Origin of the sequence: Stenotrophomonas sp. SAU14A_NAIMI4_8, assembly GCF_003086695.1 — a bacterium.
Lineage (GTDB): Bacteria > Pseudomonadota > Gammaproteobacteria > Xanthomonadales > Xanthomonadaceae > Stenotrophomonas.
In genome coordinates this window covers 4,439,024-4,464,350 of the sequence record NZ_CP025999.1, presented here as the reverse complement: position 1 = coordinate 4,464,350, position 25,327 = coordinate 4,439,024, and the positions used below count along the sequence as shown (strand labels likewise).

The 25,327-nt window shown below is 69.4% G+C and carries 21 protein-coding genes; 10 read left to right on the top strand and 11 right to left on the bottom strand.

Annotated features, from left to right (window positions below; genetic code table 11):
* Nucleotides 1–25: 25 nt before the first annotated feature.
* Both C1930_RS20055 and C1930_RS20050 read right to left on the bottom strand, forming a co-directional pair.
* On the bottom strand, nucleotides 26–1,453 hold the full coding sequence (locus C1930_RS20055; RefSeq protein WP_108757588.1) for an amino acid permease: 1,428 nt from the start codon (nucleotides 1,451–1,453) through the stop codon (nucleotides 26–28).
* A 169-nt stretch (nucleotides 1,454–1,622) separates the two neighbouring features.
* A complete protein-coding gene (locus C1930_RS20050; protein ID WP_108757587.1) occupies nucleotides 1,623–2,525 on the bottom strand; it encodes a LysR family transcriptional regulator in 903 nt (300 codons plus the stop codon).
* Between the two features lie 111 nt (nucleotides 2,526–2,636).
* On the opposite strand from C1930_RS20050, the gene C1930_RS20045 reads away from it, so the two are divergent.
* From C1930_RS20045 to C1930_RS20035, 3 genes are all read left to right on the top strand, one after another.
* Nucleotides 2,637–3,704 carry an aldo/keto reductase gene (locus tag C1930_RS20045; protein WP_108772500.1) on the top strand — a complete coding sequence of 356 codons (1,068 nt, stop codon included), beginning with the start codon at nucleotides 2,637–2,639 and terminating at the stop codon, nucleotides 3,702–3,704.
* A gap of 39 nt (nucleotides 3,705–3,743) precedes the next feature.
* Entirely contained in the window at nucleotides 3,744–4,739 is a 996-nt protein-coding gene (locus C1930_RS20040; protein ID WP_108772499.1) for an aldo/keto reductase, read from the top strand.
* A gap of 67 nt (nucleotides 4,740–4,806) precedes the next feature.
* Nucleotides 4,807–5,463, top strand: coding sequence for a suppressor of fused domain protein (locus C1930_RS20035; protein WP_234412707.1), 657 nt, complete (start codon nucleotides 4,807–4,809; stop codon nucleotides 5,461–5,463).
* A 129-nt stretch (nucleotides 5,464–5,592) separates the two neighbouring features.
* Here C1930_RS20035 and leuE read toward each other — a convergent pair whose 3' ends face one another.
* Together leuE and C1930_RS20025 are read right to left on the bottom strand one after the other, a co-directional pair.
* On the bottom strand, nucleotides 5,593–6,222 hold the full coding sequence (gene leuE / locus C1930_RS20030) for a leucine efflux protein LeuE (RefSeq protein WP_108757827.1): 630 nt from the start codon (nucleotides 6,220–6,222) through the stop codon (nucleotides 5,593–5,595).
* A gap of 8 nt (nucleotides 6,223–6,230) precedes the next feature.
* Complete coding sequence (locus C1930_RS20025; RefSeq protein ID WP_108772497.1) at nucleotides 6,231–7,211, bottom strand: LysR family transcriptional regulator; 981 nt, start codon at nucleotides 7,209–7,211, stop codon at nucleotides 6,231–6,233.
* 90 nt (nucleotides 7,212–7,301) lie between these two features.
* On the opposite strand from C1930_RS20025, the gene C1930_RS20020 reads away from it, so the two are divergent.
* Nucleotides 7,302–8,309, top strand: coding sequence for a zinc-binding alcohol dehydrogenase family protein (locus C1930_RS20020; RefSeq protein ID WP_108772496.1), 1,008 nt, complete (start codon nucleotides 7,302–7,304; stop codon nucleotides 8,307–8,309).
* Between the two features lie 492 nt (nucleotides 8,310–8,801).
* Here C1930_RS20020 and C1930_RS20015 read toward each other — a convergent pair whose 3' ends face one another.
* Nucleotides 8,802–9,404, bottom strand: coding sequence for a glutathione S-transferase N-terminal domain-containing protein (locus C1930_RS20015; protein ID WP_108772495.1), 603 nt, complete (start codon nucleotides 9,402–9,404; stop codon nucleotides 8,802–8,804).
* A 44-nt stretch (nucleotides 9,405–9,448) separates the two neighbouring features.
* On the opposite strand from C1930_RS20015, the gene rmuC reads away from it, so the two are divergent.
* The 3 genes from rmuC to C1930_RS20000 all read left to right on the top strand — a co-directional run bounded on the left by rmuC (nucleotide 9,449) and on the right by C1930_RS20000 (nucleotide 12,065).
* Nucleotides 9,449–10,993 carry a DNA recombination protein RmuC gene (rmuC, locus tag C1930_RS20010; protein ID WP_108754660.1) on the top strand — a complete coding sequence of 515 codons (1,545 nt, stop codon included), beginning with the start codon at nucleotides 9,449–9,451 and terminating at the stop codon, nucleotides 10,991–10,993.
* Between the two features lie 63 nt (nucleotides 10,994–11,056).
* A complete protein-coding gene (locus tag C1930_RS20005; protein WP_108754659.1) occupies nucleotides 11,057–11,455 on the top strand; it encodes a hypothetical protein in 399 nt (132 codons plus the stop codon).
* A gap of 64 nt (nucleotides 11,456–11,519) precedes the next feature.
* On the top strand, nucleotides 11,520–12,065 hold the full coding sequence (locus C1930_RS20000; RefSeq protein WP_108772494.1) for a glutathione peroxidase: 546 nt from the start codon (nucleotides 11,520–11,522) through the stop codon (nucleotides 12,063–12,065).
* Between the two features lie 108 nt (nucleotides 12,066–12,173).
* Here the strand turns inward: C1930_RS20000 and C1930_RS19995 are convergent, their stop codons facing one another.
* The 6 genes from C1930_RS19995 to C1930_RS19970 are packed head-to-tail and all read right to left on the bottom strand — an operon-like array spanning nucleotide 12,174 to nucleotide 16,264.
* The gene (locus C1930_RS19995) at nucleotides 12,174–13,178 is read right to left on the bottom strand and encodes a VacJ family lipoprotein (RefSeq protein ID WP_108772493.1); all 1,005 of its coding nucleotides are present in this window, start codon (nucleotides 13,176–13,178) and stop codon (nucleotides 12,174–12,176) included.
* A gap of 1 nt (nucleotide 13,179) precedes the next feature.
* Entirely contained in the window at nucleotides 13,180–13,491 is a 312-nt protein-coding gene (locus tag C1930_RS19990) for an STAS domain-containing protein (protein WP_108751409.1), read from the bottom strand.
* A complete protein-coding gene (locus C1930_RS19985) occupies nucleotides 13,481–14,146 on the bottom strand; it encodes an ABC transporter substrate-binding protein (protein WP_108754656.1) in 666 nt (221 codons plus the stop codon). The genes C1930_RS19990 and C1930_RS19985 overlap by 11 nt, the downstream gene beginning before the upstream one ends.
* On the bottom strand, nucleotides 14,143–14,667 hold the full coding sequence (gene mlaD / locus C1930_RS19980; protein ID WP_108757579.1) for an outer membrane lipid asymmetry maintenance protein MlaD: 525 nt from the start codon (nucleotides 14,665–14,667) through the stop codon (nucleotides 14,143–14,145). Before mlaD ends, C1930_RS19985 begins: the two co-directional genes overlap by 4 nt.
* A 59-nt stretch (nucleotides 14,668–14,726) precedes the next feature.
* The gene (locus tag C1930_RS19975) at nucleotides 14,727–15,476 is read right to left on the bottom strand and encodes an MlaE family lipid ABC transporter permease subunit (RefSeq protein WP_108751406.1); all 750 of its coding nucleotides are present in this window, start codon (nucleotides 15,474–15,476) and stop codon (nucleotides 14,727–14,729) included.
* Nucleotides 15,476–16,264 carry an ABC transporter ATP-binding protein gene (locus tag C1930_RS19970; protein ID WP_108757826.1) on the bottom strand — a complete coding sequence of 263 codons (789 nt, stop codon included), beginning with the start codon at nucleotides 16,262–16,264 and terminating at the stop codon, nucleotides 15,476–15,478. The genes C1930_RS19975 and C1930_RS19970 overlap by 1 nt, the downstream gene beginning before the upstream one ends.
* 194 nt (nucleotides 16,265–16,458) lie before the next feature.
* Between C1930_RS19970 and recC the strand changes: the two genes are divergently transcribed.
* From recC to recD, 3 genes are read left to right on the top strand one after another with little or no spacing between them, the layout of a single operon-like run.
* Nucleotides 16,459–19,800, top strand: a complete 3,342-nt coding sequence (recC, locus tag C1930_RS19965; RefSeq protein ID WP_108757578.1) for an exodeoxyribonuclease V subunit gamma — start codon at nucleotides 16,459–16,461, stop codon at nucleotides 19,798–19,800.
* Nucleotides 19,797–23,435, top strand: coding sequence for an exodeoxyribonuclease V subunit beta (gene recB / locus C1930_RS19960; protein ID WP_108772492.1), 3,639 nt, complete (start codon nucleotides 19,797–19,799; stop codon nucleotides 23,433–23,435). The genes recC and recB overlap by 4 nt, the downstream gene beginning before the upstream one ends.
* Nucleotides 23,432–25,297 (top strand): exodeoxyribonuclease V subunit alpha, encoded by a 1,866-nt coding sequence (gene recD, locus C1930_RS19955; RefSeq protein WP_108772491.1) that lies wholly within the window; start codon nucleotides 23,432–23,434, stop codon nucleotides 25,295–25,297. The genes recB and recD overlap by 4 nt, the downstream gene beginning before the upstream one ends.
* Nucleotides 25,298–25,327 lie beyond the last annotated feature (30 nt).

Genomic DNA, 25,327 nt, shown 5'->3' with positions numbered 1-25,327 from the left:
GCCGGGCCATGCCCGGCGACGCGGATCAGCGCGCGATCAGCGCATTGCGGCGGCTGTACACGAAGTACAGCACCAGGCCGACCACGTTCCACAGCAGGAAATACAGCTGGGTGGTGTGCGGCAGGCTGATGAACAGGTAGATGCAGCCCAGTGCGGCCAGCGGACCCACCACGAACGCCAGCGGCGTGCGGAAGCTGCGCTCGCGGTTGGGTTCGCGCACGCGCAGCACCACCAGGCAGATGCCCACGGCGGTGAACGCGGCCAGGGTGCCGGCGTTGGCCAGCGCCGCAATCTCGTCCAGGCGCGCCACACCGGCCAGCGCCGACACCACCACGGCGGTGAACAGCGTGGTGGCCACCGGCGTACCGGTGCGCGCGCTGACCTTGGACAGGCGGCGCGGCAGCAGGCCATCGCGGCTCATCACGAAGAAGATGCGGCTCTGGCCATACAGGAAGGCCAGCAGCACGGTGGGCAGGGCGATGATGGCGACCACGCCGATGAACATGGCGGCCTTGGGGCTGCCGAGTTCACGCATGATCAATGCCAGCGGCTCGGCACTCTGGCCGAACACCGCATAGCTCATCGCGCCCACGGCGGCCAGCGCCACCAGCACGTACACGATGGTGCAGCCGACCATCGAACCGATGATGCCGATCGACAGGTCGCGCGCTGGGTTCTTGGTTTCTTCGGCCGCGGTGGAAATGGCATCGAAGCCATAGAACGCGAAGAAGATGATGGCCGCTGCCGCCATCACGCCGCGCTCCACCCCGTCCGGGCCCATGGATTTGGCGAAGCCGTGCGGCATGAACGGCTGCAGGTTGCTGCTGTCGAAGGCGGGCAGGGCCACGGCCACGAACACCGCCAGCGCGATCAGCTTGAACACCACCAGGATCGCGTTGAGGGTGGCGCTTTCCTTGGTGCCGGCCATCAGCATCAGCGCCACCAGCCAGGTGATGACGATGGCCGGCAGGTTGATGACGCCGCCGGCCACGTGCGGTCCGGCGGCCAGCGCCGCGGGCAGGGTGATGTCGATGCCGAACTGGGTGTGCACCCACTGCAGGAAGCCGACGAAATACCCCGACCAGCCCACCGCCACGGTACTCACCACCAGCGAGTACTCCAGGATCAGGCTCCAGCCCACCACCCAGGCGAACACTTCGCCCAGCGCGCTGTAGCTGTAAGTATAGGCGCTGCCGGCGGCCGGCATCATCGTGGACAGCTCGGCATAGGACAGCGCCGCACAAGCGCAGACCGCACCGGCGATGGCGAAGGAAATCAGCACCGCCGGACCTGCCAGGTTGGCGCCCACGCCGATGAGCGTGTAGATGCCGGTGCCGACAATGGCGCCGATGCCCAGGGCGATCAGGTGCGGCCAGCTGAGGGTCGGGACCAGCCGCCGGCCGGCTTCATGGTCGGTGACGGAATCTAGGGACTTGCGCCGGAGCAGGGACATGCAGGCCTCGGAAGGGGATGACTTGGAACGACAAGTTCCCGAGTGTGACCCAACGCAGCGCAGCATTACCACTGACGGGGGTCATACCCGCCATCTCGCCCGCTGTGGCCCGATCAGGGTGACGGAATCGGCATAAACGGTCACCCGGTCACGCCGGGCATGCCCGACGCTACCGGTCATCCATTCCCGCGCGCAGGTGGTCGATGAACACCCGCAGCTTCGGCGCCATCTGTTCGCGCGCCGGGTAGTACAGGTGGAAGCCGGGGAATGGCGGCTGCCAGTCCTGCAGCACGCTGCGCAGGCGGCCGGCGGCAATGTCGTCGGCCACCAGCGAGGCGAAGCCCTGGGCCATGCCCAGACCATCCAGCACGGCGCGATGGGCGACACCGGCATCGTTGAACACCAGCCTGCCGGCCACCTCCACCTCCAGGTCGTGGCCCTGGCGGCTGAATTCCCAGGGCATCAACCGGCCGTTGGCCAGCCGGTGCACGATGCAGGCATGGTCCTGCAGGTCGTGCGGGGTCTGTGGCACGCCATGGCGTTCGAAGTAGGTCGGCGTGGCCACCACCACCTGTCGCTCGGGCGGTCCAACTGGCACGGCAATCATCCCCTGCGCCAGCGATTCGCCCAGGCGGATGCCGGCGTCGAAGCCCTCGGCCACCAGATCGGTCAGCGCCGGGTCCACGCACAGTTCCACCTGCACCTGCGGGTAGCGGGCGAGGAAATCGGGCAGCCGCGGCAGCACCATGCGATCGGCGACGATGCGCGGCAAGGTCACCCGCAGCCGCCCGGCCGGCACCGAGCGCGCGCTGTCCAGCTCGGCGAAGGCCTGGTCGATCTGCTCCAGGCCGCCGCGCACGCGCTGCAGGAAGCGTGCGCCGTGTTCGGTCAGGCCCACCCGCCGCGTGGTCCGCTGCAGCAGGCGCACGCCCATCCGTGCTTCCAGCGCGCGCACGCTCTGCGACAGCGCCGAGGTCGACACCCCCAGGGCGTCGGCAGCGCGGGTGAAACTGGCATGGTCGGCTACGTGGACGAAGGCGACCACGGCGGTAAGCGGCGCAGAGGCGTCCATTGTGAAGCCTTCCTTCAAGGTGAGTCCGGTTGTACGCAGTTTATCCACATGATCGACAGGAGGAAGCTGGCTTCCCCGGCGGATGTACCGCCTGCGTGATGGAGACCTGCAATGTCGCTCGACCACTACCGCCTGCTGGGCCGCTCCGGCCTGCGGGTCAGCCCGATGGCCCTGGGCATGATGACCTTCGGCGCCGACTGGGGCTGGGGCGCGGATGAAGCCGAGGCCCGTCGCATCTTCGACGCCTACGTCGAACGTGGCGGCAATTTCGTCGATACGGCCAACAACTACACCAATGGCAGCGCCGAAACCCTGCTCGGCCGTTTCGCCCAGGGCCGGCGCGACCGCCTGGTGATTGCCAGCAAGTACACCCTGGCCACCGTGCCGGGCGACCCCAACAACGCCGGCAACCACCGCAAGAGCATGCTGCGCTCGGTGGAGGACAGCCTGCGCCGGCTCGGTACCGACTATCTGGACGTGCTGTACCTGCACGCCTGGGACGACACCACTGGCGTGGACGAGGTGATGCGCGGCTTCGACGACCTGGTCCGCAGTGGCAAGGTGCTCTACGCCGGCATTTCCGATACACCGGCCTGGCAGATCGCGCGCATGCAGACCCTGGCCGACCTGCGTGGTTGGGCCCCGTTGGTGGCGTTGCAGATCGAGTACAGCCTGATCCAGCGCAGCGTGGAACACGAACTGCTGCCGATGGCGCAGGCGCTGGGTCTGGGCGTGGTGGCCTGGTCGCCGCTGGGCAGCGGTGTGCTGACCGGCAAGTACAGCGCCGCCGATCTGCCACCGCCCGAGACGCTGGACGCCACGCCGGGGGGCTCACGCCGCAAGGTCGCCCTGATCAACGGCGCGTTGACCCCACGTTCGCTGCAGATCGCCGATGAAGTCAGGCAGATTGCCCAGGACCTGTCGCACTCCCCCGCCCAGGTCGCCCTGGCCTGGCTGCTGCAGCGCCCCGCAGCCGGTGCCCTGCCCATTGTCGGCGCCCGCACCCTGGCCCAGCTCGAGCACAACCTGGACGCGCTGGACCTGCAGCTGCCGGCCGACGTCATCGCCCGACTGGACGCGATCAGCGCCGTCGCCCCGTCCTTCCCGCACGACTTCCTGCAGATGCCGCTGCCACGCATGTTGATGAGCGGCGGCACCCGCCTGCAGCCGCGCGCCTGACCACTTCCACCCGGAGACTTCCCGATGAACCCCACACCGATGACCACGCGCACCCTCGGCCCCGCCGGCCCCACCGTGTCTGCCTTGGGCCTGGGCTGCATGGGCATGAGCGCCTTCTACGGCGGCCGCAGCAGCGAAGACGAGGCCATCGCCCTGATCCAGCAGGCGCTGGACCGTGGCGTCACCCTGCTCGACACCGCCGATGTGTACGGCCCGCACAGCAATGAACGCCTGCTCGGCCGCGCCATCGCCGGGCGCCGCAACGAGGTGTTTCTGGCCAGCAAGTTCGGCCTGAAGCTGGACCCGGGCAACCCGCAGGCACGCGGCGTCGACGGCCGCCCGGAATACGTGCAGGCCGCCTGCGAGGACAGCCTGCGCCGGCTGGGCGTGGACCACATCGACCTGTACTACCAGCACCGCGTCGACCCGGCGGTGCCGATCGAAGACACCGTCGGTGCGATGGCGCGGCTGGTGGAACAGGGCAAGGTGCGCTGGCTGGGCCTGTCCGAGGCCTCGGCAGCCACGATCCGCCGCGCCCACGCGGTGCACCCGATCACCGCAGTGCAGAGCGAGTACTCGCTGTGGTCGCGCGAACCGGAACAGAACGGGGTGCTGGCCACCACCGCCGAACTGGGCATCGGCTTCGTGCCGTATTCGCCGCTGGGCCGGGGTTTCCTGACCGGTGCCATCCGCAGCGCGGATGATTTCGAGGCCGACGACTACCGCCGCAGTTCGCCGCGCTTCCAGGGCGACAACTTCGCCCGCAACTTGGCGCTGGTGTCGCAGGTGCAGGCGCTGGCCGCCGAGCTGGAGATCACTCCGGCACAGCTGGCCCTGGCCTGGGTACTGGCGCAAGGTCCGCACCTGGTGCCGATTCCGGGCACCACGCGCCTGCCACGGCTGCAGGAAAACTTGGGCGCGCTGCAGGTGCAGCTGGGCGCGGACGTGCTGGCACGACTGGATGCGGTGTTCCCGCTGCATGCGGCGGCCGGGGAACGCTACCCGCAGGCCGTGCTGGCCACGGTGGACCGCTGAAACGACGGGCGGGGCCGCGCTATCCTGCCGCCCCGCCCGCAACCGCCAAGGACGCACGATGCCCCCCATGGACGACGACACCCTGCTCGAACGCAGCTGGGAAATCCGCGAAGAGACCCTGTACAAGCAGCACTTCGGCAACACCGGCCCGGGCATCTACCCGCTCGACATGGACCTGCTGCACGGGGTGTTCCAGCAGGAGGACATCGATCCGCGCTGGCTGCACGTGGGCGTATTCGCCTGCCCCCCACATGGCGAGCGCCGGCACTGGGTGTATGTCAGCTCGGGCCTGTCCAACGCCTGGGAAGGTGCGCACGAGGACGGCGATTCGGGCTTTGGTGTCGAACTGCTGCTGGAAACGCGCGACGAAGCGCCGTGGGCACTGACCACCCTGCGCTGGTTCACCGCCTACCAGCTGCTGCTGTGCCATTCGCGCATGCCGGGCGGGCCGCTGGCGCCGTGGCATCGGTTGAAGCTGGGCATGCCGGTGGATCGTGCCCAGAGCGAACTGCAGGCGATGGTGTTCATTCCCTCGCCGCATTTCCCCGGTCCACAGCAGCTGCCCTCTGGCCGTTTCGACTTCCTGCAGCTGCTGCCGCTGACCCTGGATGAACATGCCTTCGGTCGCGAACACGGCTTTGAAACGGTGCTGGCGCAGCTGACTGCGGCGGGCGCCGCGCCGGTGGTCGACCCGCAGCGCGGCGGCATCGACCTGGCACCGTAGCGTCGAGCTTGCTCGACTGAAGGAGTCGTAGAGTCGAGCTTGCTCGCCTGGCACGGAAAATCAGTCGAGCAAGCTCGACTCTACGAAGAGCGCGAATCAGTCGAGCAAGCTCGACTCTACCGGGCTGTCTTACCCGTTCAACCCCAGGCGGATACCGAAGCCGACCAGGAACAGGCCGGCCACCCGGCGCAGCGCCGTACTCACCCGCGGGTGCTGGATCAACCGCCGCCGCGCCAGGTTGCCCGCACCGATCAGCAGCGAGCAGTAGGCCACGCTGACCACGAAGATGATGCCGGCCAGCGCCGCGAACGTGGCGATGCCGTGGTGCGCGGTGGGATCGATGAACAGCGGCAGGAACGCCATGTAGAACAGGATCGCCTTCGGGTTGAGCAGACTGACCAGGATCGCCTGCTGGAAGTAGCGACCGGGCTGCATGCGGATCGGGCCGCCATCGCTGCCGTCAGGCTTCGGCGTGCGCAGCAGGCTGATGCCCACCCACACCAGGTAGGCCGCGCCCAGGTACTGAACGGCGTGGAACACCAGCGGGTTGGCTTTCAGCAGCGCGGCCACGCCGGCCAGGGCCAGCCACATCAGGATCTGGTCGCCCACCAGCAGGCCGGCCAGGGCGGTGTAGCCGCCACGCACGCCACCACGGCCGGTGGCCGTGAGCAGGGTGAAGGTACCGGGCCCGGGCAGGGCAAGGAACACCAGTACGGCGAGCAGGAACGTCCACAGGTCCTGGATGCCCATCCACGGCATGGCATGGCTCATTGTTGTTGCGGGGGGACGCCATTGTCGGCCACCACGGTGGTCGCGGACAGGGGCACGCCGTCGCCAGCGGGCAGGCCGGACAGCAGCGGTTGCAGGTGCTGGCGCAGCTGCGCGTGCAGTTGCCGCACCGCCGGCGAGAACTGCTTGCGGTGCGGGCAGACCAGCTGCAGCGGAATGTGGCTGCCCACGCCGCCCAGCAGCACCTGCAGACGGCCCTCCAGCACGTCCTGGCGCAGGTCCAGCCAGGATTTGTAGGTGATGCCTTCACCCGCCACCGCCCAGCGCCGCACCACGTCGGCGTCGTCACAGACCAGTGGACCGCGCACCGGCACCACCACCCGCCGCCCGTCCACCTCGAAGGCCCAGCGGTCGTAGGTGCGTCCGCCGAGCTGGTAGGCCAGGCAGTCGTGCTCGCGCAGATCCTCCAGCCGCGCCGGCACACCGCGCCGCTGCAGATACACCGGTGATGCGGCCAGCACGCGGCGGTTGCCCTCCAGCAGGGGCAGGGCCACGTAGTTGGCATCGTCGAACTGGCCCAGGCGTATCGCCACGTCCACTGGGTCGCGGAACACGTCGGCAACCTCGTCGGACAGTCGCAGGTGCAGGCGCAGCTTGGGATGTGCGGCGCGGAAGGTCGCCAGCCACGGCAGCAGCAGGTTGCGGCCGAAATCCGACGGCGCCGACAGCTGCAGGGTGCCGTGCAGTTCGGCCGCGTCGCCCTGCACCCGTGCCTGGCCCTCGCGCAGGGTGGCCAGCACCTCCTGCGCATAGGGCAGGTACAGCGCACCTTCGGCGGTCAGGCGCAGGCTGCGGGTGGTGCGCACGAACAGGCGCAGGTCCAGCTCGCGTTCCAGCCGCGCCACCGCGGCGGCCACCTGGCCAGGCAGCAGATCGGCTTCGCGCGCGGCCTGCGAGAAGCTGCCCAGCGCGGCGGTGCGGACGAACAGCTGCAGGTCGTCGAAGCGGATCATTTTCATTACCAGAGTGAAAGTCCTGACTGATTCTGCGCCTTTCCCAGGGACTGTGCGCGGCGCACGCTGTGCCTTCCTTCCCCGTTGGACCGCCCCATGCGCGCCATTGCCTATACCCACGCCGGCCTGCCCATCGATGACCCCCAGGCCTTGGTCGATATCGACCTGGACCTGCCCCAGCCCGGCCCGCGCGATCTGCGCGTGGCCGTACGCGCGGTGGCGGTGAACCCGGTCGACACCAAGGTCCGCCGCGGCGCGGCCACCGAAACCCCACGCGTGCTGGGCTGGGACGCGGTAGGCGTGGTCGACGCGGTGGGCAGCGAGGTGACCCTGTTCCAGCCGGGCGACGCGGTCTACTACGCCGGCGTGATCGACCGCCCTGGCAGCAATGCCGAATACCAGTTGGTGGACGAGCGCAGTGTCGGCCGCAAGCCCGCCACGCTGGACGATGCCGCGGCGGCAGCCTTGCCGCTGACCGCGATCACCGCCTGGGAGCTGCTGTTCGACCGCCTGCGCATTGCCGAGGGCGGTGGTGAAGGGCAGACCCTGCTGGTGATCGGCGCCGCTGGCGGCGTCGGCTCGATCCTGGTGCAGCTGGCACGCCAGCTGACCCGGCTGACGGTGGTCGGTACCGCCTCGCGCCCCGATACCCAGGACTGGGTGTATGCCATGGGCGCCCACCACGTGATCGACCACAGTCTGCCGCTGGCAGAAGGACTGGCCCGGCTGGGCATCCCCCAGGTGGAACACGTGGCCAGCCTGACCCACACCGACCAGCACTACGCGCAGATCGTGGAGGTGCTGGCACCGCAGGGCCAGCTGGGGCTTATTGATGACCCGGGCCAACTGGACGTGATGGCGCTCAAGCGCAAGGCGCTGTCGCTGCACTGGGAACTGATGTTCACCCGCCCGCTGTTCAAGACGGCGGACATGCAGAAGCAGCACGATCTGTTGAACCGGGTGGCCGAACTGATCGATGCCGGCGTGCTGCAGACCACGCTGGGCGAGCACTTCGGGCGCATCAACGCGGCCAACCTGCGCCGCGCGCACGCAGTGCTGGAAAGCCACCGCGCCAAGGGCAAGATCGTGCTGGAAGGCTGGTGAGGGTTCCGGCCAACGGCTGAGCCCCTCGTGGCGGTGGGTTGGTCGCGGAAAGCGGGTCATGCGCTTGGTCGGGCGGGTTGGGTTCGCGGGACACGCCGCAAGTACGTCCTTGTAGGCTCGTAGGCGCCATCCATGGCGCCTGCGGTCCCGCGAACCCAACCCGCCCGGCCTCTGACAGTTGCCGTGCGCGGTCAGCCACGGAAAAGAAAAAAGAAAATCAAGATCAAGAGCAGAACCGGGGTCAGAGCCCGTTGCGATGCAACGGGATCCGACCCCGTGCCGTTCCGACAGATCGCGGAAGTCTGTCGAAGGCGGGGTGGGTCCGGTTGCGGGGGTATCCGCGCCATGGATGGCGCGGCTAAGCCCCCAGGGATGGGTTTACGGCGTCCCCCGCAACCGGACCCACCCCGCCATCCCACGGAATGCCCGCTGTTGCTGTTGCTTCTTCTGCAGCAGGTGCAGGGCTGCAAGCCCTGCAAAAACACCCACCTCTCAGGCCACGCCGTTGTCGACGTGCTGGGCAAACCCCGGCTGCTGCCGCAGGCGCTCGAACCAGGCGGCGACATTCGCCAGCGCTGGCTTGTCGCCCGGCGTGCAACGCCAGCGCTGGGTCGACAACCCCAGCACGATGTCGGCCAGGGTGAAGGCATCTCCGGCCACGTGGGCATGCTGCGCCAGTTGCGCATCCAGCATCGCCATCAGCCCGTTCCACTGCACCAGGCTGGCCTCCGCCCGCGCATCGTCCGGGTAGTCGGCATGGCCACGCACGCGGGCCATGAACACCGCGCGCCACGCCGTGTTCAGATCGGTGGCCTGCCAATCCATCCACTGTTCCACCCGCGCCCGCGCCTGCGGTTGCATCGGCAGCAGATCATCGCGCCCGGCACGTACGGCCAGGTAGCGGCAGATGCTGTTGGATTCCCACAGCACGAAGTCACCCTCGCGCAGCACCGGCACCTGCACGTTGGGGTTCAGCCCGCGCAGCAGCTCGGCCGCCGGGGCCACGTGGTGCCGCAGCGGCTGGCCCAGCACGGCCGCCAGCCACAGCACCTTGCGCACGTTGATCGAGGTCGGCTTTCCGTACAGTTCCAGCATGGTCAGGCGCAGCGTTTGAGACGGGGCCAGCCTACACTGGTGGCATGCAAACTGAATTCCTCATCGTTGGCAGCCTCCTGCTGGCCATCCTTGTCCTGCAGCTGGTCGCCCTGCTGCGCCGGCCCCCCCATGACCGCCTGGAACAGGCCGTGCGCGAAGAGGCCCGCAGTGGCCGCAGCGAACTGCGTGAGCAGCTCGATGGCTTCGCCCGCGCGCTGACCGATCTCTCGACCCGCACCGACCAGCGCCTGGACCTGCTGCGCGAAGCGCTGGGCGAAGACGCCCGCAAGGCGCGCGCCGAAGCGGCCGACAGTCAGCAGCGCAGCGGCGCGCTGCTCGGCCAGCGCCTGCAGGAGCTGCGCGCGCAGCTGGAGGTGTTCGGCCAGCAACAGGAAGCGCGCATCCATGCCTTCGGCCAGCAGCTGCAGGAACTGACCACGCGCACCGATACCCAGCTGGGCGCGCTGCGCCAGACCCTGGTGGACGATGCGCGCAAGGGCCGCGAAGAAGGTGCGCAGTCGCAGCAGCGGCTGACCGAAAGCCTGGGCCTGCGCCTGCAGGAACTGACCCAGCGCAACGAGCAGCGCATTGCCGAAATGCGCGCCACCCTGGAAGAGCAGCTGCGCGCGCTGCAGACCGACAACGCGCAGAAGCTGGAACAGATGCGGGTGACGGTGGACGAGAAGCTGCAGTCCACCCTAGAAACCCGCCTGGGGCAGTCGTTCAAGCTGGTGTCGGAGCGCCTGGAACAGGTGCAGCGCGGCCTGGGCGAGATGCAGCAGCTGGCCACCGGCGTGGGCGACCTGAAGCGTGTGCTGACCAACGTGAAGACGCGCGGCAGCTGGGGCGAAGTGCAGCTGGAGAACATCCTGGAACAGACGCTGATCCAGGAGCAGTACGCACGCGCAGTGAAGGTGCGTCCGGACAGTGGCGAGATGGTCGATATCGCGGTGCGCCTGCCCGGCCGCGCCGCCGACGATGCACCAGTGTGGCTGCCGATCGATTCCAAGTTCCCGCGCGAGGATTACGAACGCCTGCTGGATGCACAGGAGCAGGGCGACGCCGAACTGGTGCGCGTGCAGGGCGCACAGTTGGAACGGGCGGTGAAGATCCAGGCCAAGTCCATCTGCGAGAAATACATCGTGCCGCCGCACACCACCGATTTCGCGGTGATGTTCCTGCCCACCGAAGGCCTGTACGCCGAAGTGATCCGCCGCCCCGGGCTGGTGGACCTGCTGCAGCGCGACCATCGCGTGGTGGTGGCGGGGCCGACCACGGTCACCGCGCTGCTCAACAGTCTGCAGATGGGCTTCCGCACCCTGGCCATCGAAAAGCGCTCCAGCGAGGTGTGGAGCCTGCTGGGCGCGGTGAAGACCGAGTTCGGCAAGTTCGGTGATGTGCTGGACAACGTGAAGGCCAAGCTGGACCAAGCCAGCAAGCAGATCGACCAGACCGGCGTGCGCACGCGGGCGATCGCGCGCAAGCTGCGCGAGGTGGAATCGCTGCCGGCCGAACAGAGCCGACAGCTGTTGCCCGATGGCCTGGCCGCAGACGAAGCACCCGAAGCCGACGACGCCGGGCAGGGCTGACACACCGTTTGCACCGCGTGGTGCGTATGCTGGCGGCCTCGATTACCGCCAGCAGGTCCGACCATGCGCCTTCGTTTCCTTGCCAGCCTTGTCCTGGGCGTGCTGCTGGCCGCCTGCAGCAGTACGCCGCCGGCGACCGATGCGGCGGCACAGCCGGCCGCGGCCGACACCGCTGAAGCCAGCCAGGCCTACCAGGAAGCGCGCGATGTTGACTGCCGCGCTGCCGGCGGCACCCTGCAGCCGCTGGGCCGCCTGCAGCGCGTGCAGTGCGTGATTCCCTATGCCGATGCGGGCAAGACCTGCAGCGGCAAGCAGGACTGCAGCGGCCAGTGCCTGGCCACCGGCGAAACCGAGGCAGGCGTGGTCGCCACGGGTACCTGCCAGCGCGATGTCAGCCAGAACTTCGGTTGCCGCCAGCGCATCGAAGCGGGCAAGGCACAGGGCACGATCTGCGTGGATTGAGCGCCCGCAGCACGCGCGCGGCGCTATGCTGGCACACCTTTCCCGCCATTGCCGGAGCACCCGCGTGAGCACCCCGATCCAGGACATTTCCCTCACCACCATCGACGGCCAGCCGTCCTCGCTGGCCGACTACAACGGCAAGGTACTGCTGCTGGTGAACGTGGCCTCCAAGTGCGGCCTGACCAAGCAGTACGAAGGCCTGCAGGCGCTGTACGCCGACAAGCAGGCGCAGGGTCTGGAAGTGCTGGGCTTCCCGGCCAACAACTTCCTCGGCCAGGAGCCGGGCAGTGAAGCCGAGATCCAGCAGTTCTGCCAGCTGACCTACAACGTCAGCTTCCCGATGTTCGCCAAGATCAGCGTGGCCGGCGAGGACATCCACCCGCTGTACCAGCAGCTGACCTCCGTCCAGCCGCAGGCCATCGGCGAAGGTCCGCTGCGCGAGCTGCTGACCGGCAAGGACATTCCCACCCTGCCGGCGCCGGCGGTGCTGTGGAACTTCGAGAAGTTCCTGATCGGCCGCGACGGCAAGGTCATCGCCCGCTTCGCACCGGACGTGGCTGCCGATGATGCGCGCCTGCGCGAAGCGGTCGAGGCCGCCCTGGCCGCCTGACCCCGCCGGGGTCGGATCCCTTTCCACCGGAAAGGGCTCTGACCCCAGTGCAGCAGCCAGAAAAAAACCCCGCCAAGGCGGGGTTTTTTCATGCGCCGGTCGCAGCGATCAGTTGCTCCACTGCGGCATCGGCATGGCATCGACCGGAATGGGCGAATTGGCATCGTCGCTGCCACGCTCGCGCTTGCCTCGCAGATCGTTCTCGATCTGGTAGTTGCGGCGCTGCAGCCAGGCATCGCGGGTCAGCGCGTACTCGTCCACCGCGCTGTCGCGGATATCGTCCAGCGCCATCAGCTGTGCGCGGGTGTCCACCAGCTGCAGGCCCTGCAGGCCGATGCGCACCTTGTCTTCCTCGATGGTGCGGATGGGCGACAGCGGAATGTCACCGGCCAGGCCGAACACATCGCGCACGGTGCGCGGGCCGAAGAACGGCAGTTCCACGTAACGCGAACGGCGCCAGCCCCAGGCGCCCAGAGTCTGCCCGAAGTCTTCATTGCGACGCGGGACCATGGCCTTGCTGGCCGGATCGAACAGGCCACCGATACCCAGCGTGCTGTTCATCAGGAAGCGGCCCAGGGTGTCCCAGGCATCACCCGGTCGGCCCTGCAGCAGCTGGTTGGTGATGGTCAGCGGCGAACGCAGGTTGCTGAAGAAGTTGCTGACGCCGGTACGGGCGAAGCGCGGCACCACGTGGGTGTAGGCGGTGGCCAGCGGGCGCGCGACGCCACGATCAACCGCATTGTTGAACGCGTGCACCTTGCGGTTCAGCGGCTCCCACGGGTCGTAGGCCGAGGCATCGGCGGTGGCGGCATTGCTGCCATACAGCGCATCGAAGTCGTCATCGTCGCCGGCCGCGGCGGTGGTGTTGCCAGTGCTGCCCGCCTGGTCGGCCGGCGGCGTGGCTGCGGTCGCGGCGGTCGCGGTCGCGGCGGTCGTACCGTCAGTGGTCGGTGCCACGTCGGTCGCCGGCACGGCATCGCTGGCCACCGGTTCGCTGGCGGCGGCCGGCACCACGGTGTCGGCCACGGGCGCGTCGCTGCGCGCGGGCTTGCCGGCGCACGCGCTCAGCGCGGCGGCAACAAGAAGAAGGGAGATGGCGCGTACGACGTTCATGTCAGCTCGCAGCAGAAGGTGCGGTGAAATCCAGGGTGGGCGACAGCCGGTAGGCCGCGCTCAGTTCGTTGTAGCCGGCCGGGGCGCCGGCGATGGCCAGGGTATGGCCCTGTGCGCGTGCACGTGCGGCCAGTTCGGCCAGCAGCGCCAGACCGGCGCTGTCCACGCGTTCCACGTCGCCCAGTTCCAGCCGTGCCAGCTTGGCCGGCAGCGCCTGCAGCTGCGGCCAGAGGGCAATGACCGCGGCGCGGTCCAACACCCCGCGCAGGCGCAGGGTGTCGCCTTCCAGCAGCGCCAGCGGCTTACTTGCCATTGCCCGCCGGCCCGGCCTGCATGCTGCCGCTGCGCAGTTCGCTGGCCACCTGCTTGATGCCCTTCTGGCGCAGCGGCGCGTCGAACTGGTTACGGAAGGTCTGCACGTAGGAGATGCCTTCGATGTTCACGTCGAAGATCTTCCACTGGCCGCCCACATTGCGCATCCAGTACTCCACCGGGGTGCCCTCGGCACCGGCGCGCACCAGTTCGGTGGCCACGCGCACGCCGCGGTTGCCCGGCAGCGGGCTTTCGCCCTTCAGGCGGAAGCTGGGCTTGCCCTGGATGTTCAGCAGGGTCGAGCCGTAGCGCTGCATCAGGCTGTCGGCCATGGCATCGGCGAACAGCTTGATGTCGGCGTCCGAGGCGCCGCGGGCGTGCGTGCCCAGCACCAGGCGCGCGGCGTAGTCGCGGTCGAAGGTGCGGTTGAGCTCGCTGTCGATGTAGCTGCGCAGGCTGGCCGGGTTGCTGCTGAACTCGCTGCGGCGCTGCTGCAGGGTGTTCAGGATGCGGGTGCTGGCATCAATGACCACCTTGCCGGCCTGGCCCTGCGGCGCGGCCACGGCCGGTGCGGTGGACTGCTGTGCCTGGGCGAGCAGCGGGCTGGCCAGCAGCAGCGAGGAAGCGAGCAGGGCCGGGATCAGTTTCGTCTTCATGGTTGCGGTTCCGTTGCAGGCGCGGGGGCGCTCTCGTTGGATTTCGGGTCGGCGCCGCCACCGGCGCCGCCACTGAACATGTACTTGCCCACCAGCTGGATCAGATCGACCGCCGGCTGGGTGAAGACAATCTCGTCACCGGCCTTGAGCACGTCCGGATCGCCGCCCGGCTGCAGGCCGATGTAGCTTTCGCCCAGCAGGCCGCTGGTGAAGATGCCGGCCGAGGTGTCCGCCGGCAGGTCCTTGATCTTGCTGTCCATGCGCAGGGTCACGATCGACTCGAACTTCACCGGGTCTAGATCGATGGCGGCCACCTGGCCGACGGTTACGCCGCCGATCTTCACCGGTGCCTGCTTGCGCAGCTGGCCGACCTGCGAGAAGCGTGCCTTCAGCTCGTAGCCCTGGCTGCCCCAGCTCCAACGCTGGTTGGTGGAGGCAACGGCCAGCACCATGAGCGAAGCCAGGGCCAGCAGCAGGAATGCGCCGACGGAGAATTCAAGTCTGGGACCGCGGATGGCCATGTGGAATACCTGATCGTCTCTGGGTGGCAGCGCGCCCTGCGCACCGCCGGTGGAAAGGGTTACGTGAACAGCATTGCCGACAGCACGAAGTTGAACATCAGCACCAGCAGCGAGGCGTTCACCACCGCACGGGTGGTCGCCACCGAGGTGCCTTCGATGGTCGGTTCGGCGTGGAAGCCCACATACGAGGCCACCAGCGCGGCGGTACCACCGAAGATGGCCGACTTCAGCATTGCCACGCCGAAGTCGTCCCAGAAGTCCACGCTGTTGCGCAGCGCCGACCAGAACACGCCGTTGTCCAGGCCCAGCACATGCACGGCCTCGAAGTAGCTGGCGCTGATGGCCAGCGAACAGAACACGCCGGTCAGCAACGGCACGGTCAGCACCGCCGCCCAGAAGCGCGGGGCCACGGCCTTGGCCACCGGGTCGATGGCCATCAGTTCCAGCGCCTTGATCTGGTCGGTGGCGCGCATCAGGCCCAGCTCGGCGGCGATGGAACTGCCGGCGCGGCCGATGAACAGCAGCGCGGTCAGCACCGGCGCCAGCTCGCGGTACAGCGACAGGCCCAGCAGGGTGGACAGCGCGTCGGCTGCACCGAAGGTGGTCAGCGTGCGGTAGCCCTGCAGGGTCAGCACCAGGCCGACGAAGGCACCGCCGACGGCGATGATCGGCAGCGAGCGCGCGCCGATCTTGTAGATCTCGCGGGTCAGCTCGGCCAGGAAATCACGGGTGGGCAGCGAACCGCGCAGCACGGTAAGCGAGAACAGACCGGCGCGGCCCAGCGAACGGGTGGCTTGCACGAACGGCATCAGGCGACCCTCGCCCGCGGCGCAGCGTCAAAGGGAATGGGGCCGTCGGGCTGGCCGTGCAGGAACTGCCGCAGCAGCGGGTCCTGGCTGGTCTGCAGCGCTTCGGGGCTGCCCTGGAACACCACCCCGCCATTGGCGATGGCGATGACCTGGTCGCAGATCGGCAGGGTCTCGTGCACGTGGTGGCTGACGATGATGCTGGTCAGCCCCAGGCTATGGTTCAGGCGCTGGATCAGGCTCATGATCACCCCCGAGGCGATCGGGTCCAGCCCGGTCAGCGGCTCGTCGTAGATCATCAGCGGCGGGTCCAGAGCCAGTGCGCGGGCCAGCGCCACGCGCCGCGCCATGCCGCCGGACAGCTCGCGCGGCCAGGCATCGGCGGCGGCCAGCAGGCCCACCGCGTGCAGCTTCATCTGCACCAGCCGGCGCAGCACCGGCGCCGGCAGGCGGGTGTGGGCGCGCAGGGGCAGGGCGACGTTCTCGGCAACGGTCAGGTCGGTCAGCAGGCCATTGCCCTGCAACAGCACGCCCACGCTGCGGCGCATCTCCAGCAGTTCGGCGCTGCCCTGCGGAATGGGCTTGCCGAACAAGGTGACCTGCCCGGACACCGGGCGCAGTTCACCGGTAAGCGCGGCCAGCAGGGTGGACTTGCCGCTGCCGGACGGGCCGAGCACGGCGGTGATGCTGCCCTGCGGAACCTGCAGCGATACATCGCGCAGGATCGTGCGCCCGCTCCGGTCGATGCGGACGTTGGACAACTGCACCAAGCTGGAGGCGGAAGCCGACATGGGCACCATTAACGTTTTTTCGACAGGGCAGAATCGGGCCAGCCGGCTGAACATAAGCGGACTGGACGGTGCAGTATTGTGGCACGCCATGCCACCCGCGCGGCCGGGACAATGCCGCGGTACCCCGGAACAATCCGTACCGGTCCTGCCGGTACACCATTGAATAGCGGCGGTCGTGCGGCACACTGTGCACGATGAGTGACCCCGGCAACGATTTCCGTCTCTACCATTCCAACTCCCTGGATGTGCTGGCCGCGCTGCTGGCGCGCAACGTCCGTGCGCCGGTTCCCGGCCAGCCGCTGCTGGCCCCGGAGGTGGTGCTGATTCCCCAGGTGGCCATGCGCCGCTGGCTGCAGGCCACTCTGGCGGCCGAGTATGGCGTAGCGGCGAACCTGGAGTTCCTCACCCCGGGCGAGTTCGTTGCCCGCGCCCTCAACGCGAACGTGCCCGGTGAAGCCGACGACCTGGACGCGGCCGGGCTGCACTGGAAACTGTACCGCGCCCTGCGCGATCCGTCGCTGTTGGCCCAGCCGGCGATGCGCGCGCTGCAGTCCTACCTGGCCGGTGGCGACACCCTGAAGCCCTGGGCGCTGGCCGGCGAACTGGCCGCGGTCTTCGAGAAGTACCAGGCCTGGCGCCGCGACTGGCTGCTGCGCTGGGATGCTGGCGCCGACCCGGACGATCCGCAGGCGATCCTGTGGCGGGCCATCGCCCATGGCCAGGGCTACCGCGCGCGGCGCATCCAGGACTACCTGGATCGCTACGAAGGCGCGGGCAAGCCGCTGCCGCAGGGCCTGCCGCCGCGCCTGTCGGCCTTCGCCACGTTGAACATCTCGCCAGATGTGCTGCGGGTCATGGCCACCCAGTCGCGCGTGGGCGAGATGCACTTCTATATGCCGACCCCGGTGCAGTCGTACTGGGGCGATCTGCAGACGCTGGCCGAGCGCCTGCGCAGCGGTGCACCGGACCCGTTCGGCGAAGCCGCCGGCGAAAACCGCCTGCTGGAAGCCTGGGGCGCCGCCGGCCGCGACTTCATGGCGGTGCTGGGCAGTTACGAAGTGGTGCACCCGGCCGGCGAGATCGCCGCCTATTCCGACCCGGAAGAAGACACCCGGCCCACGTTGGCCGACGGCGGCCTGGCCGACAGCCTGCTGCACCGCCTGCAGCGCGATCTGTTCCACCGCCGCGCGTTGCCGTCGGGGGAACTGCGCGACGGCCTGCACAGCGATGACCCGAGCCTGCAGGTGCACGCCTGCCACACCCGGCTGCGCGAACTGCAGGTGCTGCACGACCAGCTGCGCGCGCTGCTGCAGGACCCGCGCTTCGATCCCCCGCTGCAGCCGCGCGACATCGCGGTGCTGGCGCCGGACATCGACCCTTACGTGCCGTACCTGGAAGCGGTGTTCGGCGGCCGCAGCGGCGAAGAAGACCACATTCCCTATGCATTGGCCGACAGCAGCCCGCTGGCCGGTGAGCCGCTGGCCGATGTGTTCGTGCACCTGCTGGGCCTGCCGGTATCGCGTTTCGGCCTGAACGAGATCCTGGATCTGCTGGCCAGCGCGCCGTTGGCAGAGGCTGCGGGCCTGGAGGCGGTGGATTTCGACCGCCTGCACGGCTGGCTGCAGCAGGCCGGCGCGCGCTGGGGTATCGACGCCAACCACCGCGGGCAGATGCAGGCGCCGCGCGATGACGCCTATACCTGGCAGTTCGCGCTGGACCGGCTGCTGCTGGGCCACGCCACCGGCAGCGACGTCGATCTGGCCGGTGTGGCGCCCTGGACCGAACTGGAAGGCGGTGCGCTGGACGCGCTGGACCGGCTGCTGCGCCTGTTGCGTGTGCTGGCGGTGTACCAGCGCCGACTGGGTGACACGCTCACCCCGGCACAGTGGCGCCAGCGCCTGCTGGCCCTGCTCGATGCGCTGCTGCCCGAAGCGCCCACCTCACCCAACAGCCAGCGCGCACTGGAGCGACTGCGCAAGCTGCTGAACCAGTTTGCCGACGATGCCACCCGCGCTGGCTTCGAAGAGGGTGTGCCACCGGAGGTGGTGCGTGCGCACTTCGCCGGTGCGCTGTCCGAAGCCGATACCCGCGCGCCGCTGCTGACCGGTGGCATCAGCTTTGGCCGCATGGTGCCAATGCGCCTGCTGCCGTTCCGGGTGATCTGCGTGCTGGGCCTGAACGATGGCGACTTCCCGCGCCGCGACCCGGCTGCCGGCCTGAACCAGCTCACCGCCGAACTGGATACGCCGCGCCGTCGCCCGGGTGACCGTTCCACCCGCGAGGATGACCGCTTCCTGTTCCTGCAGTTGTTCGCCGCCGCCCAGGACGTGTTCTATCTGAGCTACCTGGGGGCGGACCCGCGCGATGGCAGCGTGCGTGAACCTTCGGTGCTGGTCAGTGAACTGATCGACGCCGCGGCCGCCTACCACCAGGACCCCGCCACGGCCACGCGTGACTTCACCGTGCGCCACGCGCTGCAGCCGTTCTCGCCGGCCGCGTTCGGCGAAGGCGATGGGCGCCGCTTCAGTTACCGCCGGCAGTGGTACCCGGCGGCCGGGCGCCTGTCCGGCCAGCGCAGTGGACTGCCCGCGTGGTTCGACGCGCCGCTGCCACCGCCGCTGGACGATGCGGTGGAAGCGGAGGTGGCACTGGATGCGCTGCGCCGCTTCCTGTGCGACCCGGCCGGACAGTTCCTGGCCCAGGCACTGGGCCTGCGCCTGGCCGACGAGGTCGAGGAGGTGGATGACCTGGAACCGCTGGTGCTGTCCTCGCGCGGGCCGGACAAGCGCAGCGTGCAAGCCGCCGTCGTGCGCGCCACCCTCAGCGGCGATGCCGAGCCGCTGTACCCGCGCCTGCGCGCGCGTGGCCTGCTGCCGTCCGGTGCGCTGGGTGAACGCCAGTTCGACGCCGAACAGCTCAAGACCCGCCCCTATGCCAGCGCGATGCTGGGCTGGATGCGTGGGCAGCCGCTGGAAAGCCGCCGCTACGACGTGGATATCGACGGCGTGCGCCTGCATGGCCGGGTGGCCGACCGCCATCCCGAGGGACTGGTGCGCCTGCGTGCCGGCACGCTCAACGGCAATGCGGTCATCCGCCAGGGGCTGGATTGGCTGCTGGCCAATGCCGCCGGCGATGCGCTGCCGCTGGTGCAGTTCCACGATGGCGGCGACGCCGGCCCCGGCCCGCACCTGCTGCCTGCGCTGAGCGTGTCCTCGGCGCGCGCCGCCCTGCGTGCGCTGCTGCAGCTGCGCCAGCGCGGCCTGCGCGAGCCGCTGCGCTTCGCCCCGTACACCGGCTGGGTGCTGTTCACCGCGCCCGTGGAAAAACAGCGCAGCGAAGGCTGGAAGCAATGGCACGGCAGCGACCGCAGTTGGGGCGAAGCGAACAGTGATGCCTGGCAACTGCTGTTGCGGGGTGCCGATCCCTTTGCCGATGACGACAGCTATGCCGATCTGCTGCGCAACAGCCAGATCGTGTTCGGTGCGGTACGTGACGGGCGCGGTCCCGCTGGCACCGGCAAGGAGGCCGACGCATGAATACACCCGTTGATCCCTACCTGCTGCTGCCGCTGCACGGTATCGGCCTGATCGAGGCCAGCGCCGGCACCGGCAAGACCTTCACCCTGGCCACCCTGTTCACCCGCCTGGTGGTGGAACAGCGCCTGCGCATCGGCCAGATCCTGGCGGTGACCTTCACCGATGCGGCCACCCAGGAACTGCGCAAGCGCATCCGCGAGCGCCTGGCGTTGGCCGCGCGGCTGGTGGACCTGCCGCCGGCCGCCGACGAGGCCCCCGACGCGCTGCTGACCCGGCAGGTGCTGCAGCGGCATCTTGATGGCGGCAGCGAAAGTGCGGCCGCCCTGCAACGCCGCCTGCAGGTCGCCGCCGACGAGATCGACCTGGCCTCGATCTTCACCATCCATGGCTTCTGCACGCGCGTACTGCGCGAATACGCACTGGAAAGCGGGCATACCTTCGATCCGCCGGAACTGCTGGCCAGCGACCGCGAACTGCTGGAGGAACTGGCCGCGGACCTGTGGCGCGTGCACGCCAACGACCCGGCCACGCTGGAACCGCTGACCTGGCTGTGGTCACACCCCGATGCGCTGGCCTCGGACCTGCGTGCGCTGCTGGCCTCGCCACCGCTGTACCCGCGCCCGCAGGCGGTGGCGGTGGACGACCCGCGCCCGGCGCTGCAGAGCGCGGCGGCAGAACTGTCGCTTGCCGTGCGCGAGCATGGCGAACAGTTCTTCCTGGAACTGTGCGAAGCGGTCGACAACAAGTGGATCAACGGCGTGTCCTACAAGCTGGGCTGGCTGCACCCGCTGGGCCGGCAGCTGCTGGCCTGGGGCGAGCGCGGCGATGCGACTGAACTGCTGTCCAGCGAGCGTCTGCCGGCCCTGCTGCCCGATGCGCTGGCGGCCAAGACCAACAAGAAGTTCGTCGATCGCACGCCGTCCTCGCCGTTGCAGGCACCACTGCAGCGCTACGTGGCGCTGCTGGACCAGCGGGAGCAATGGCTACGCGGCACCGCGCTGAACTTCCTGCATGCCCTGCGCGAGGAGGCCGCCCAGCGCCTGGCCGCACTCAAGCGCACGCGCCGGGTACAGACCTACGACGACCTGATCGACGGCGTGGCCCAGGCGCTGGAGGGGCCGCAGCGGCTGGACCTGGTGCGCAAGCTGCGCCAGCAGTACCGCATTGCCCTGGTCGATGAATTCCAGGACACCGACGATCGCCAGTGGGGCATCTTCCACACGGTGTTCGGTGATTCGGCCGAGGTGCACACCCTGGGCCTGGCACCGGCGCTGTTCCTGATCGGCGACCCGAAGCAGGCCATCTACGGTTTCCGCGGCGGTGACATCCACACCTACCTGAAGGCCAAGCAGGCCGCGCAGCCGGCGCCGCCGTTGGACCAGAACTTCCGTTCGCGGCCGTCGGTGCTGCGCGCGCTGCAGGCGCTGTATGACAACGGTGGCGACGAGGCCTTCCTGGAGGCGGGTATCGGCTTTGAGCCGGTGCGCCCCGGTGGCGTGCGCAGCGATGACGATTACCTGCGTGATGGTGCAGCGGCACCGGCACTGACCCTGCGCGTGCTGCGCAGTGACGGCGACAAGGCGCTGGGCGCCGACGCCTCGCGCGCGGCAGCGACCCAGGCCTGCGTGGCCGCCATCCACCAGACCCTGGTCGACGCCCGCGCCGGCGCGGCGGTGCTGCGTGGCCGGCCGGTGCAGCCCGGTGATATCGCCGTGCTGGTGCGTTCGCACCGCGAGGCAACGCTGGTGCAGCGCGCGCTGGCCGCGGTGGGCATTCCCGCCGTGGCCGCCGGCAAGCAGAGCCTGTTCGCCACCCGCGAGGCCCGCGATCTACGCGCGTTGCTGCTGGCCTTGCTGCAGCCGGCCGACGAAGGGCGGCTGCGCGCCGCGCTGGCGACCGTGCTGCTGGGCCAGCCCGCCAGCGCGATCGCCAGCATGGAGCGCGAAGGGGACCTGCAGCGTGGCTTCCAGACCCAGCTGCTGCATTGGCGCGAGCGTTGGCAACGCGGCGGCCCCTTCGCCGTGGTGGCCGATGTCTGTGCCGCGCAGGGCGAACGCCTGCTGGCCCTGATCGATGGCGAGCGCCGGCTGACCAACTACCTGCAGCTGGGCGAACTGCTGCAGGAAGCCTCGGCGCAGGCACTGGGCATGCATGGCCTGCTGGACTGGCTGCAGGGGCAGATGGTCCATGCCGACCAGAACGACGAACAGCAGCTGCTGCGCCTGGAATCGGATGCGCGGCGGGTGCAGATCATCACCCTGCACAAGAGCAAGGGCCTGGAATACCCGCTGGTGTACCTGCCGTTCGTTGGCATCGACGGCGGCGCGTCCAACAACGCAGCGCACTGCACCGTGCACGTGGACGGCCAGCGCCAGCTGCACTGGAAGCTGGACAAGGACGAGGCCTGGGAGGCCGCCAGCGGCCAGCGCGAACGCGAACAGCGTGCCGAGGACGCCCGCCTGCTGTACGTGGGCCTGACCCGCGCCGAGCACGCGCTGTGGATCGCCATCGGCGACCTTGCCGGGTTGGGCAAGACCCGCCTGGCGCCGCTGCTGGGCGATCTGCAGACCCTGCGCACGCATGCCGACGTCTGCATCGACGACAGCGCGCCGGTGCTGCGCCTGCCGCAGTTGCCGACCGAACAGGAAGGCGACCTGCCGGCCGTGCGCAGCCTGACCCGGCGCGTACCGCACGACTGGTGGGTGTACAGCTTCACCCAGCTCGCGCACGCCGACGCCGGCAACGATGTCGAAGCGGCCGCCACCGAACTGCCGGCACCGGCCGCCGATGAACCCGCCGGCGCCGAGCTGCCACTGGAACCGGCCTTGCCCGAAGCGGCCGCCGCCGATGCAGAGCCGCCGGACCCGCGCTTCATGGGCAGTCGTTTCGGCAACGTGCTGCATGAGGCGCTGGAAAACGTCGACTTCGCTGCGTGGGGTAGCTGGACGCCCGAGCAGCCCGCGCCCGAAGGGCAGGCCGCGCTGCTGCGCAAGGCCCTGCACGATGAAGGCTATGCCGACCAGGATCTGGACGATGGCGTGGCCGTGCTGGTGCCGCTGGTGGGCCACACGCTCACCGTTGGCCTTCCCGAGGGCGGTGCCCTGCACAGCCTGGGCGAGGGCGAGCGCCGCGCAGAAATCGAGTTCCACTTCGCCATCGAACCGACCAGTGTGCCGGCGCTGCTGCAGCTGCTGCACGCCCATGGCATTGCCAGCGCCCGCCGTGGCTTCGGCCTGCGCCGCCGGCTGGAAGGGCTGATGACCGGCAAGATCGACCTGACCTATGTGCGCGATGGGCGCTGGTACGTGCTCGACTACAAATCCAACCGCTTGCCGGGCTACAGCCCGGACCTGCTGCAGATCGCCATGCGCCACAGCGAATATGACCTGCAGGCGCTGATCTACACCGTGGCCCTGCACCGCTGGCTGCGCTTCCGCCTGGGCCGCGCCTACGACTACGCGCGTGACATGGGCGGCATCCGCTATCTGTTCTGCCGCGGCCTGGACGGCAATGGCAACGGGGTCCATGTCGACCGCTTCGCACCCGAGCTGGTGGATGGGTTGGACGCGCTGTTTGCCGGTGGCGACGCTGCCCATGCCGCACTGGCCGCGCGTGCGATCGGAGCCAGCGCATGAGCACCAGCCTGCTGAAACAGCTGTACGTGGGCCGCCACCTGCGCACGCTCGACCATGCCCTGGCCACCAGCCTGCTGCGGTTGCGCGACGATACGCCCGATGCAGTGGCGGTGGCTGCCGCGCTGGCCTCGCTGGCGGTATCGCAGGGCCATGCCGGTTTCGATCCGGCGCAGCCCGGTCGCCTGATCGAGGGTGTGACCGCGTGGCCGCCGCCGCCGCAGTGGCTGGCCCAGCTGCGGGCCTCGCCCTGGGTGGCACAGCCCGATGACCCGGACGCCGCTGCCGATGAGGCACCGCTGGTGCTGGAAAACGGCCTGGTGTACCTGCGCCGCTACCGCGAATACGAGCGGCAGCTGGCCGCCGGGCTGCAGCGCATCGGCCGGCACCCGCTGCCGGCGCCGGACATGGCCGCGCTGGCGCCCTTGTTCGCGCGTCTGTTCCCCGCCGCCGCCACGCAGGAAGACCACCAGGCACGTGCGGCCGGGGTGACCCTGCGCCACCCGCTGGCGCTGGTCACCGGCGGCCCCGGTACCGGCAAGACCACCACCATCGCCCGCCTGTTGCTGCTGCTGGCCGCGCAGGCCCTGCAGGCGGGGCAACCGGCACCGCAGGTGGCCCTGGCCGCACCCACCGGGCGTGCCGCCGAGCGCATGGCCGAGAGCCTGCGTCTGGCCGTGCAGCGGCTGCAGGAAGCAGGGCTGGACCCGGCGCTGTGTGCGGCATTGCCGAGCACCGGCACGACCCTGCATCGCCTGCTCGGCGTCATTCCCGATTCGCCGCGCTTCCGCCACCACGCCGACAATCCACTGCCGGTGGATGTGGTGGTGGTGGACGAAGCATCGATGATCGATCTGCCACTGATGGCCAAGCTGGTCGATGCCATTGCCAGCGGTACGAGGTTGATCCTGCTGGGCGATCCGGACCAGTTGCCGTCGGTGGAAGCCGGCGATGTGCTCAGCGCGATCCTGCGTGCCAGTGGCGATGGCAGCGGCACCCGTGCCGACGACGCGCAGGCCCTGCACGGTTTGCTGGCCGCGCCCACCCTGCAGCCGCAGGCACCGCCACGCGCCTTCGCTGGCCGCCGCGTGCAGTTGCAGCGTGGCTATCGGCAGAGTGATGCGCTGCAGCTGGCACCGCTGGCCCAGGCCGTGCGCGACGGTGACAGCGGCGCCGCCCTGGCCCTGCTGCGCGACGGCGGCCTGTCCGGGGTCAGCTTCCACGAACACGATGCCGATCCGCTGCGCGGCCGGCGCGACCACCTGCTCGCGCACTGGCGCGCGCTGGCCGAGGCCGACGACCCCGGCCGCGCGCTGCAGCAGGCCGGCCGCCTGCGCGTGCTCACCGCACTGCGCGAAGGCCCGCAGGGCGCGCGCGGTCTCAACAGCCGCATTGAGCAGCTGCTGGCCGGCAACACGCCCGGTTACTTCCAGGGCCGTCTGCTGCTGATCACCGAAAACAGCTATCGGCACCGGCTGTTCAACGGTGATATCGGCATCTGCCTGCGCGACCCGCAGGGTGCGATGGCCGCCTGGTTCCCCGGCGACACGCTCGACCAGCCCCGCGCCTTCCATCCGGCCGCACTGCCCGCGCACGAAAGCGCCTTCGCGATGACCGTGCACAAGGCACAGGGTTCGGAATTCGATGAGGTCTGGCTGCAGTTGCCGCGGCAGGACAGCCGCGTGCTGTCGCGCGAACTGGTCTACACCGGCCTGACCCGCGCCCGCCAGCGCCTGCACCTGGCCGGCAGCGAAGACGTGCTGGTGGCGGCGCTGAAGCGCCACGCCAGCCGCCTGGGCGGCCTGGCCTGGCGGCTGGGCGCAGAAGCGGGGTCGGATCCCGTTCCCGACGGGAACGGGCTCTGACCCCATCGCGCCGAAGACGTTGACGTTGAC